Origin of the sequence: Chryseobacterium sp. YIM B08800 (genome assembly GCF_026163565.1) — a bacterium.
Taxonomy (GTDB): Bacteria; Bacteroidota; Bacteroidia; order Flavobacteriales; family Weeksellaceae; genus Chryseobacterium.
The window spans coordinates 196,914-208,830 of record NZ_JAPDKN010000014.1 but is presented as its reverse complement, the minus strand read 5'-3'; the positions used below and the strand labels follow the sequence as shown (position 1 = coordinate 208,830).

Sequence of the window (11,917 nt, the reverse complement as noted above, 5' to 3'; positions counted from 1 at the left end):
GCATGACCCAATGCAGGAAATTTACTACAGAACTGAGGTTTTAGAATCAAAAGTAAATGATATTGAAGTTTGTAAAGCTGGTGATGCAGATAATGACGGAGTTTGCGATGATTGGGACAGACAGCTTGATACTCCTGCAGGAGCAAGAGTTGACGGATCTGGTGTTGCGCTTGATGTTGACTTAGACGGAGTTATTGATCTATATGATAAATGTGTAACAGTTCCGGGACCTGCGGAAAATAATGGTTGCCCTTTGGAAAATCAAAATACGGGAACGGTAACTGAAGCAGAAACCAAGTTGGACGGAATTGAGTTTGAATTAAACTCTGATAAAATTTTATCAAACAATACTCCGATTTTGAATAATGCAGTAAGCTATATCAATTCTTCAAACGGATCTTACACAGTTGTAGGTGCTACAGATACAAGAGGTACAGAAGCTTACAATCAGAAACTATCCGAAAAAAGAGCAAATAATGTAAAACAATATTTGATTAAAAACGGAGTGGAATCGCACAAGCTTGATGCACAAGGAAATGGAAAAACAGATTTGAAATATCCAGAATGTGATCCGGCATCAAAATGCCCGGAATGGAAAAATAAAGCAAATAGAAGAGTGTATTTTAAAGCAAAATAAAAATAATAACTTCTTTTACCAAAGACTGTCATACAATGGCAGTCTTTTTTTATGAAAACAATTGAATACATTACTTACCATGAAAAATGATATCAATATGTAGATTTTTAATTTGAAAGAAATATTTAATCAATAACTCAATTTTAGTTATAATTTTGAAGTTTATAATTTACACGATTGAATACTATTTTAATTATCGACGATGAAGCGAAAATTAGGTCGCTTCTGTCACGCATCATAAGTCTTGAAGGGTTTGAAGTTTTCGAAGCCAGTAATCTGAAAAGTGGTTTAAAAAAACTCGAAACTTCAGAGATAGATATTGTGATTTGCGATGTTAAACTTCCCGATGGAAATGGAGTAGAATTTTCCCGAACGGTTAAAGAGAAGTTTGCTACCGTTGAAATTATTCTTTTAACAGCATTTGGAAACATTCCCGATGGCGTTCTTGCTATTAAAAATGGCGCTTTCGATTATATTACAAAAGGTGACGACAATACCCGAATTCTCCCGTTAATTTATAAGGCAGCCGAAAAGGTAGCACTCAATAAGAGAGTATTGCATCTTGAAAAACAACTCAATAGAAAACAATCTTTTGACAGTATTATCGGTGAATCATCAATGATCATTTCGACTATTAATTCGGCTCAAAAAGTAGCGGCAACAGATGCAACGGTACTTTTAACTGGTGAAACCGGAACCGGAAAAGAAGTTTTTGCTCAGGCAATTCATCATGCAAGCAAGAGAAATAAAAATAATTTTATTGCCATCAACTGTTCTGCTTTTGGAAAAGATTTGTTGGAAAACGAATTGTTTGGTCATAAAGCAGGCGCTTTTACAGGTGCTTTGAAAGACAGTAAAGGTATTTTTGAAGAAGCCAATCAGGGAACTGTTTTTCTGGATGAAATAGGTGAAATGCCTTTAGATTTGCAGGCAAAATTATTGCGTGTTTTAGAATCCGGAGAGTTTCTGAAAGTAGGAGACAGCAAACCTACGAAAACCGATGTAAGAATTATTGCAGCCACCAACAGAGATCTGGAAACAGAGATTGAAAAAGGAAATTTCCGTGAGGATCTATATTACAGAATCAATATTTTTCAGATAAAGCTTCCTTCGTTGAGAGAAAGAGTTGCAGATATTGAATTGCTGGTTAAATTTTTTCTGAAAAGCTTTTCACTTAAAACAGGGAAAAATATTAGTTCGGTATCACCAGATTATTTAAAAGCATTAAAAAACCATCCGTGGAAAGGAAATATTCGTGAACTTCGAAATGTCATCGAACGAAGCGTTATTCTTACAGATTCCCCTGAGATAGGAATAGAAAGTCTTCCAATAGATATTTCAGTATACAGCAGCAATAAAGATTCTGAACAAACAAAAATAATGTCTGCATTTTCTATGGCAAGCGCCGAAAAAATGCAGATACAGAAAGTTCTTAATCATACCAAAGGTAATAAAGCCGAAGCAGCACGATTACTGGAAATTGGTATTGCAACTTTGTACAGAAAAGTAGAAGAATACAAAATTTCGTAATAAATAGTTCCATTCTGATAACGACCCTATCATTTTGATAGGGTTTTTTGTGTTTTGTAAATTATTGTTTTTGATTTAATTCTTTGATTTTCAATGTGTTGTTTGCTTGTTTTCTTCAAAGGAATACATCTTGGCATAAGTATTCAAAACAACCTAAAAATGAATCATACAGATGCCGTAAGAGAGATTATAAAATTGATTCCTGAATCTCAGGAAGAGTTTAAAGATTCTTACAAAACAAAAACACCGTTTATGGTAATCAGTGTTTTCACCAAGCAAATCAAAAAACTGATAAAAAATCATGATCAGAAAATTCTAATGAGATCAATCACCAAGATGAATTTGCTTTACAGCAAAGGAGATCAGGCTTTAAAAAACGCTATCGAGAATATTTTTCTTTACTCTTTCGACAGTCTTACATTTTGCTGCGAACCCTCATACAAAGATTTGATCTTCGAAAAAATGTCACCAACTCTGCAAAACAACTATCTACGTCAGGTTTATAGATCAGGAATTTAAAAAAACAATAAAAATTTAGATATGAAATCAAAAATCAGAAAAATAGGAGACTGGAAACTTTTAAAGTCTACTCGTGAAAAACATGATCTTGAGATCATTACTATCAATATTGCTGTAATCCTTGGAGTTTTTGTAGCCGCTGCGATTTTACAGGTAAACTAAAATAAATAAAAAATGACAACAATTATTCTATTAATCACGGCAGTTGTGCTATTCGTTTTGTTTTACCGTCTCGTAGAATATTTCGACAAAATTTAAAAATTAAAAAAATGACCATACTATTTCTTATTTCAATAGCCATATTTATTTATATCTGCTATGTGCTTGTAAAACCAGAAAAATTTTAAAAATAATTTAATAAGCAAATGAACCGCAAGATTATACATCAAATAAAAGAATGGGGAATCCTGATTTTTTGGATCAGCCTCGTTATTGCTTTTTTGTATTTGGTGATTTCCGTAAAAGAATTTGCATTAATTCATTAAACAAACTATGAACACTGAAATCTTAGGCGTTGTAGCGATGTTTTTAATAACATTACTATTAGCGATATCTTTTGGAAAGTATATTTCAAAAGTCTACACAGGAGAAAAAACCTTTCTTGATCCTGTTTTCAAACCCGTAGAAAGGTTTTTCTACAAAATATCAGGAATTGATCCTGATCATGAAATGAACTGGAAGCAACATTTAACAGCGCTTTTAACCATCAATTTCTTATGGTTTTTTATGAGCATGCTGATTTTGATGAATATGAGCTGGCTTCCGCTCAATCCAGACGCAAACCCGGATATGTCGCCTGATCTAGCCTTCAATACAACAATTTCTTTCTTGGTCAACTGTAATTTGCAGCATTATTCTGGAGAAACCGGAATGAGTTATCTGGGACAGATCTGGTTGATGTTTCTTCAATTTGTTTCCGCAGCAACAGGAATGGCAGCCTCAATAGTTATTTTTAAAGCTTTCAGAGAAAAATCCACTACAAAGCTTGGAAATTTTTACGACTATTTACTTAGATCTACGACCAGAATTTTATTACCCCTTTCATTTTTAATGGGAACAATAATGGTATTTCAGGGAATGCCGATGACCTTTAGCGGAAAAGATAAAATGATCACGCTAGAAGGTAAAAGTGTAGAGGTTTCTACAGGACCAGTTGCGGCATTTGTTCCTATAAAACACGTGGGAACCAATGGTGGAGGTTTTTTTGGAGCCAACGGAGCACATCCTTTAGAAAATCCCACTTACTTTACCAATATGGTGGAGATGTTTGCCCAATTTATCATTCCGATGGCGATGGTTTTTGCATTTGGACATTTTATCCGCAGAAAGAAATTCGGATACATGATCTTTGGAGTCATGACGGTTGGTTTTCTTTTGCTGGCTGTACCAACGGTTATTATGGAAATGAATGGTAATCCTACAATCAGTCAGATGGGGATTGATCAGTCATTAGGCGCAATGGAAGGTAAAGAAATTCGTTTCGGATCGGCTGCTTCAGGTTTTTGGAGTATTGTAACGACTGTTATTTCTACAGGATCTATCAATTCAATGCACGACAGCGCAATGCCACTTTCCGGAATGACTCAAATGCTTGCAATGATGGTGAATGCTTTCTATGGTGGCGACGGTGCAGGTATTTTGAATATCTTCATCTACATTATTCTTGCAGTTTTCATCAGCGGATTGATGGTAGGTCGTACTCCGGAATTTATGGGTAAAAAAATTGAAGCCCGTGAAATGAAAATTGCAATGATTGTCGCACTTTTCCATCCGTTTTTAATTCTTGTTGGAACTGCAATCGCGACTTATTTTCCGGAAGTCGGAACTTCAACACTCAACAATCCCGGATTCCACGGTTTCAGCGAAGTATTGTATGAATATACATCTTCTGCAGCCAATAACGGAAGTGGTTTCGAAGGTTTAGGTGATAATAATCCTTTCTGGAATATTTCTACAGGAATTGTCTTATTGCTTGGTCGTTTCTTACCGATTATTGGCCCTGTAGCAATTGCAGGATTATTAGCTCAGAAAAAATATATTCCGGAAGGTGAAGGAACTTTAAAAACAGATACTTCAACATTTGGACTCATGACTTTTGCCGTGATTGCCATTATTGCAGCCCTGTCTTTCTTTCCGGCATTGGCTTTAGGACCTATTGCAGAATATTTTTCAATGAAATAATTTAAATAACAGAAATTAAAATGACTCAAAATAAATCTTTGTTTCAAAAAGAATTGGTTCAGGAAGCACTGAAACAGTCTTTTGTGAAACTGAATCCTAAACTGATGTTTAAAAATCCTGTCATGTTTCTTGTATGGCTCGGTACATTGGTGATGTTTTTCGTAAGTATCTGGACTTTGACAGGAGAAAAATCTCAGGGAAGTTTTGCATACAATTTTACGGTTTTCATCATTCTTTTATTGACCGTTCTGTTTGGAAACTTTGCCGAAGCAATTGCTGAAGCAAGAGGAAAAGCTCAGGCAGACAGTCTTCGTAAAACGAGAGAAGAAACCCCTGCGAGACTGCAGAACGGGCAAATCGTTTCTTCTTCTAAATTACAAAAAGGAGATGTTTTTGTTTGTGAAGCCGGAGACATTATTCCATCAGACGGAGAGATCATTGAAGGTCTTGCTACAATAGATGAAAGTGCTATTACCGGTGAGTCTGCTCCTGTAATTCGTGAAGCGGGTGGTGATAAAAGTTCTGTAACTGGAGGTACAAAAGTTTTGTCCGACAAAATTGTGGTACTGGTAACTACACAGCCGGGAGAAAGCTTTTTAGATAAAATGATTGCTTTAGTAGAAGGTGCTTCCAGACAGAAAACTCCAAACGAAATTGCATTGACCATTTTACTGGCAGGTTTTACATTGGTGTTTATCATTGTTTGCGTCACGTTAAAACCGTTTGCAGATTATTCTAATGTAACGATTACAATTGCATCATTTATTTCTCTTTTTGTATGTCTTATTCCAACAACTATTGGCGGATTATTATCTGCGATTGGTATTGCTGGAATGGACAGAGCTTTGAGAGCAAACGTGATTACAAAAAGTGGTAGAGCAGTAGAAACTGCCGGAGATATCGATGTTTTACTTTTAGATAAAACCGGTACAATTACCATAGGAAATCGTAAAGCAACAAGTTTTTATCCGGCTCATCAGGTTGATGAAAAGCAATTGATAAAAGCAGCGGTTTTAAGTTCAATGGCAGATGAAACTCCTGAAGGAAAATCGATTATTGAATTGGCAGGAATTAATCCTTTAAGCTATGAAATAAACAAACCTCAATTTATCAAATTTACGGCTGAAATCAGAAGCTCAGGAATTGATTTTGATAAAACCCGCATTAGAAAAGGAGCAACAGATGCTATCAGAAAAATATCTGAAGCAGCTGGAAACACTTTCCCACAAGAAATAGATTTAAAGGTTAAAGAAATTTCTCAAAACGGAGGAACGCCTTTGGTGGTTTCAGAAAATGAAATGGTTTTGGGAGTTATTGAACTTCAGGATATTATCAAACCCGGGATCAGCGAACGTTTTGATCGCCTAAGAAAAATGGGTATTAAAACCGTAATGGTTACCGGAGATAACCCGCTTACCGCAAAATTTATCGCAGAAAAAGCAGGAGTTGATGATTTTATCGCAGAAGCAAAACCTGAAGATAAGATGAATTATATCAAAAAAGAACAAACTGAAGGTCGTTTAGTTGCCATGATGGGAGACGGTACCAATGATGCTCCTGCTTTAGCTCAGGCAGATGTGGGTGTTGCAATGAACAGTGGAACTCAGGCTGCAAAAGAAGCTGGAAATATGGTTGATCTTGATAACGATCCTACAAAATTAATAGAAGTTGTAGAAATTGGTAAACAATTACTGATGACGAGAGGAACGTTGACGACCTTCAGTATTGCCAATGACGTTGCTAAATATTTTGCGATTATTCCTGCATTATTTATCACTGCAATTCCAGCGTTGCAAGGTTTAAATATTATGAATCTTCACAGCCCGGAAAGTGCAATTTTATCTGCGGTAATCTTCAATGCGATCATCATTCCGATATTGATTCCATTGGCTTTGAAAGGAGTTGCTTACAAACCTATCGGTGCATCGGCTTTGTTAAGACGTAATCTATTCATCTTCGGATTGGGTGGTGTGGTAATTCCATTTATCGGTATTAAAATTATAGACATCATCGTTTCCTTATTTTTCTAAATATCTAACTGGCTTGGCAAGGAGAAGCTTTATTATCTTATCATACTTTTCGTCCTTTTAACGACCTCATTTCTTCTTGCCACTTGCCTTTCAATAAATTATTATAAAATGAAAACACATATTTTACCAGCAATAAAACTGACTGCTTTGTGCATCATCCTTCTTGCAATTATTTATCCGGTTTCTATTTGGGCAATTGCTCAGCTTTCACCTAATCGTGGAAAAGGAGATTTGATTACTCATAATAACAAAACCTATTATGCGAATATCGCACAGTCTTTTACCAGTGACAAATATTTTTGGTCAAGACCTTCTTCGGTAGATTATAATGCTGCAGGTTCGGGAGGAAGCAACAAAAGCCCATCAAATAAAGAATATTTAAAGCAAGTTCAGGCTCGTATTGATACCTTTATGATGAAAAACCCGGGAATTGCAAAGTCCGAAATCCCTGCAGATCTGGTGACCGCAAGTGGAAGTGGACTTGATCCTAATATTTCTGTACAAGCTGCAAAAATTCAGGCAAAAAGAATTGCTAAAAGCAGAAATCTGTATGAAAGAGAAATCAATAACCTCATCGCTGAACATACAGAAAAACCATTGATTGGACTATTTGGTCCTGAAAAAATCAATGTTCTTGAATTGAATATCGCATTAGACCAATTAAGCGGAAAATAAATTTAAAAAATCAATATTTCTCATCTTAAATTTCATTTTTTACATTTTTTCCGATAAAAATTAAATACAATTAGCAGGTCGCTCCTCTGGAGCTTTAATTCTATAAAAAACTATTTTCTATTAACAGTTCGCTCCTAAAGGAGCTGTATTTAATCCCATCGGGATTTACTGCTAATAGAAAAATAAATTTCCCTTCACCCAAAAAAGCTCCAGAGGAGCGACCTGTTAATTTATGTATAAACATATTATTGGGCAATTTTTATGTTTTTCATTGAATCACAATGATTTTTCTAAATAAATTCTCCCACACTTTTTAATTTAAAATAAATGAAAAAAATACTTTTTGTTTTGTTAGCTGTATGCGGAATCACTGCATCTGCACAAAACGATTCAATCAATAAACCACTTGCAATAAGCGGATACGCTGAAGTTTATTATACAGCAGATTTTAATAATCCTAAAAACAATAACCGACCAGGATTTGTGTATAGCCACAATAGAAATAACGAAGTGAACGTGAATTTAGCGTATATAAAAACTGCCTACAACACAGAAAATGTACGAGCTAATCTGGCTCTCGCTATGGGAACTTATATGAATGCAAATTATGCAGCCGAACAATGCGTGATGAAAAATGTGTATGAAGCTAATGTAGGTTTGAAAATCTCCAAAAAACATAATTTATGGATCGATGCCGGAATTTTCCCATCGCATTTAGGTTTTGAAAGTGCTGTAGGGAAAGATAACTGGACGCTTACCCGAAGTCTTTTTGCTGACAATTCTCCTTATTTCGAAACGGGTGCAAAGATTTCTTATACATCTGAAAGTGGGAAATGGTTTTTAAGCGGATTGGTACTCAACGGTTGGCAAAGAATTCAGAGAGTTGACGGAAATTCTACGCCTGCATTCGGTCATCAGTTGATATTTAAACCTAATGAAAAACTAACGATTAACAGCAGTTCTTTTATAGGAAATGATAAACCCGACAGTATTCGCCAAATGCGATATTTTCACAATCTGTATGCGGTATATCAAATCAATAAAAAGTTTGGGCTTACTGCAGGTTTTGATATCGGAGCCGAACAAAAAACAAAAGGAAGCGACCAGTATACTATTTGGTACACACCAGTTTTAATTGCAAAATACAATGCTACAGATAAATTGAGTTTTACAGCAAGAGGAGAATATTATCAGGATGAAAAAGGAGTAATCATTTCTACAGGTACAGAAAATGGTTTCAAAACTTTCGGATATTCTTTCAATGCAGACTATCAGATTTTTCCAAATCTTGTCTGGCGAACAGAAATTAGAAATTTAAGCAGTAAAGATGCTATCTTTATGAACAGAACAGATGAGTTTAATAAAAATAGTTTGACAGCCACTACAGCTTTAGCAATTTCATTTTAAATGAAAAAAAATGAATGAATCACGAAAATCAGCGGAAGAGTTTCTGCAGTTAATTAACAGTTCAAAACGGGGTAAACTGAAAATTTACATCGGAATGAGTGCAGGAGTAGGCAAAACCTATAGAATGCTGCAGGAAGCTCATGTGCTTCTTCAAAACGGGATTGATGTAAAAATTGGCTATGTAGAAACGCACAATCGTAAAGAAACTCACGATTTGTTGGAAGGTCTTCCCATTATTCCCAGAAGAAAATTGTTTTACAAAGGAAAAGAGCTCGATGAGCTCGATGTTCCGGCGATTATCGTATTGCGTCCTAAGATTGTTATTATCGACGAATTGGCTCACACCAATATTGAAGGAAGTAAAAACAAAAAAAGATGGCAGGATGTTTTTGAAATTTTAGACGCAGGAATTAATGTAATCAGCGCTGTAAATATCCAACATTTAGAAAGTCTAAACGATGAGGTGAAAACTGTGACGGGAATTGAAGTTACCGAAAGAATTCCCGATACCGTTTTAGCTTCTGCCGATGAGGTTGTAAACATCGACCTTACTGCCGATGAATTGATTACCAGATTAAAAGAAGGGAAAATTTACGATAAAAGTAAAATTTCTTCAGCATTAGATAATTTTTTTAAAAACGAAAATATTCTTCAGCTTCGTGAGTTGGCGTTGAAAGAAGTAGCATCGCAGGTAACCAGAAAAGTAGAAACCGAAATTATAACCGGAAAAACTTTAAGGAAAGAGAAATTCCTTGCATGCATCAGCTCAAACGAAACGACGGCTAAAAATGTGATTAGAAAAACGGCAAGGTTGGCAAGTTATTATAACAGTCAGTGGTTTTTATTATACGTTCAGGTTCCTCGGGAATCTGCTGATAGAATTGCACTTAACAAGCAAAGACATTTGATTAATAATTTTAAACTGGCTACCGAATTGGACGCAGAAATTATAAAAATTCAAAGTAAAAATATTGCAATGACGATTATGGAGCAGTGCGAAGAACGTAAAATTACAACCGTATGCATTGGCAAACCCCACTTGGATATCTGGAGAATTATTTTGGCTACAGACACTTTTAATTCCTTACTCAAAAGACTTTCAAAACAGAACGTAGATTTAGTAATTTTGTCGTAATGAAAATAAAAACAAAGCTTAATGCAGGCGTTGGTCTCCTGTTTTTTATGATAATTGTACTGTCTACTTTGGGTGGATGGTTTATTTATCAGCTTAAAAAAGACACGCAGAATATTCTTACTGATAATTACAATACGTTGCAGTATTCCCGAAATATGCTGTTGTCGCTCGAAGAAATTGGTAAAGAACCTTTTGCAATAGCAGAATTTCAGAAAAATCTTGATCTTCAGCGTCAGAATATTACAGAAGATGGAGAAAAAGAAGCTACGAAAAATATACTCGCTCATTTTTCAGATTTAAAAAACGATAAAGAAAATTTAAGTTTACATTCAGCCATTCGAAAAGATATTGCAGAATTGATGCAGCTGAATATCAATGCCATCCAAATTAAAAGCGGCATTGCCAATACAACCGCACAAAATGCGATTGCCGTTATTTCTATCGCAGGAACTTTGTGTTTTTTGATTGCTTTTATTCTGATGGTGAATCTTCCTGCCAATATTTCAAATCCGATCCGTGAATTGACTTCGAGTATTCATCAGATCGCCAATCAGAATTACAGAGAGCGGGTACAATTTGAAAGTAACAGTGAATTTGGTGAACTGGCGAGATCTTTTAATACGATGGCTGAAAAACTTCAGGAATATTCTGAAAGCCGAATTGATAAAATTTTAAAAGGTAAAAAACGCATCGAGACCTTGATCGACAATATGCACGATGCCGTAATAGGGATTGATGAAAACAGAAAAGTTCTTTTTGTAAATGATGAAGCCTTAAAAATTTCCGGTCTTAAAAAAGAAAACTTTGTAGGTAAACTCATTCAGGATGTTGCGGTGAGTAATGATTTGGTGCGTGATCTTATTAAAGAGATCATCAATCCTGATGCAGAGAAAAATCCTGCCGAATTACTGAAAATTTTTGTGGAAGGAAAAGAAAATTATTTCGAAAAAGAAATTTTAGATATCAATGTAATTCCAACCGGTGAAAACGACAGCCGATTTATTGGTCAGGTAATTATGCTCAGAAATATTACCCCATTTAAAGAGCTCGATTTGGCTAAAACCCGTTTTATAGGAACTGTTTCTCATGAATTTAAAACTCCTATTTCTTCGATACAAATGGGATTGCAATTATTGGAAAATGAAAAAATTGGAATCCTTAATGAAGAGCAGCAAAAATTGATTAAAGGGATTGATGAAGATACATTGCGATTGCTGAAAATTACAAGCGAACTATTAAATGTAGCTCAATTGGAAACCGGAGTAAGTCAATTGAATATTCGTCCGTTTAAGATTAATGAAATGCTTGAAGAAGTCATTAAGACCAATAAATCTGCTGCAGATAAAAGACAAATATCTATGATTACAGATATAGATTCTGGCTTAGATATCATCAATGCAGATCAGGAAAAAACTTTGTGGGTTCTTAATAATATTGTTTCTAATGCAATACGTTATTCTTACGAACAATCAACTGTCACTATAAAAGTTGAGAAGTTTGATTCTGATCATGTGAAATTTTCTGTTGAAGATCAAGGTTTAGGAATTGATGAGCAATATCTGAAACATATTTTCACAAGATATTTTCGGGTTCCCGGAACCAAAGCTGAAGGGACAGGTTTAGGACTTAGCATCAGTAAAGAATTCATCGAAGCGCAACGCGGAAGCATTGCTGTAGAAAGTGAAGTAGGAAAGGGGAGTGTATTCAGTTTTATTTTAAAAAATTAATAGGATAATATTAAAACTGCGTTTTTAATTGCTAAGAAAATAAAAAAGTAGCTGAAAACTTTCCAGCTACTTTTTA

At 35.1% G+C, this 11,917-nt stretch carries 10 protein-coding genes; all 10 read left to right on the top strand.

Translation table 11 applies throughout. The features are described 5' to 3' along the window. Positions 1 to 637: OmpA family protein (locus OEW74_RS07240; RefSeq protein ID WP_265427834.1), on the top strand; the 637-nt coding region annotated here is incomplete at its 5' end. A 177-nt stretch (positions 638 to 814) separates the two neighbouring features. Next, the gene (locus OEW74_RS07235) at positions 815 to 2,167 is read left to right on the top strand and encodes a sigma-54-dependent transcriptional regulator (protein WP_265427833.1); all 1,353 of its coding nucleotides are present in this window, start codon (positions 815 to 817) and stop codon (positions 2,165 to 2,167) included. A 159-nt stretch (positions 2,168 to 2,326) separates the two neighbouring features. After that, positions 2,327 to 2,686, top strand: coding sequence for a hypothetical protein (locus OEW74_RS07230; RefSeq protein WP_265427832.1), 360 nt, complete (start codon positions 2,327 to 2,329; stop codon positions 2,684 to 2,686). Positions 2,687 to 2,707: 21 nt separating this feature from the next. Then, on the top strand, positions 2,708 to 2,848 hold the full coding sequence (locus OEW74_RS07225; protein ID WP_265427831.1) for a hypothetical protein: 141 nt from the start codon (positions 2,708 to 2,710) through the stop codon (positions 2,846 to 2,848). A 330-nt stretch (positions 2,849 to 3,178) separates the two neighbouring features. Continuing rightward, positions 3,179 to 4,867, top strand: coding sequence for a potassium-transporting ATPase subunit KdpA (gene kdpA, locus OEW74_RS07220; protein ID WP_265427830.1), 1,689 nt, complete (start codon positions 3,179 to 3,181; stop codon positions 4,865 to 4,867). 20 nt (positions 4,868 to 4,887) lie between these two features. Continuing rightward, positions 4,888 to 6,897 (top strand): potassium-transporting ATPase subunit KdpB, encoded by a 2,010-nt coding sequence (gene kdpB / locus OEW74_RS07215; RefSeq protein WP_265427829.1) that lies wholly within the window; start codon positions 4,888 to 4,890, stop codon positions 6,895 to 6,897. 108 nt (positions 6,898 to 7,005) lie between these two features. Then, positions 7,006 to 7,572, top strand: a complete 567-nt coding sequence (locus tag OEW74_RS07210) for a K(+)-transporting ATPase subunit C (RefSeq protein ID WP_265427828.1) — start codon at positions 7,006 to 7,008, stop codon at positions 7,570 to 7,572. A 327-nt stretch (positions 7,573 to 7,899) separates the two neighbouring features. Then, positions 7,900 to 8,979: a porin gene (locus OEW74_RS07205; protein WP_265427827.1), complete on the top strand. Its 1,080-nt coding sequence runs from the start codon at positions 7,900 to 7,902 to the stop codon at positions 8,977 to 8,979. A gap of 10 nt (positions 8,980 to 8,989) precedes the next feature. Then, complete coding sequence (locus OEW74_RS07200) at positions 8,990 to 10,114, top strand: sensor protein KdpD (protein ID WP_265427826.1); 1,125 nt, start codon at positions 8,990 to 8,992, stop codon at positions 10,112 to 10,114. Continuing rightward, entirely contained in the window at positions 10,114 to 11,841 is a 1,728-nt protein-coding gene (locus tag OEW74_RS07195) for a sensor histidine kinase (RefSeq protein WP_265427825.1), read from the top strand. The genes OEW74_RS07200 and OEW74_RS07195 overlap by 1 nt, the downstream gene beginning before the upstream one ends. The last annotated feature ends 76 nt before the right edge of the window (positions 11,842 to 11,917 follow it).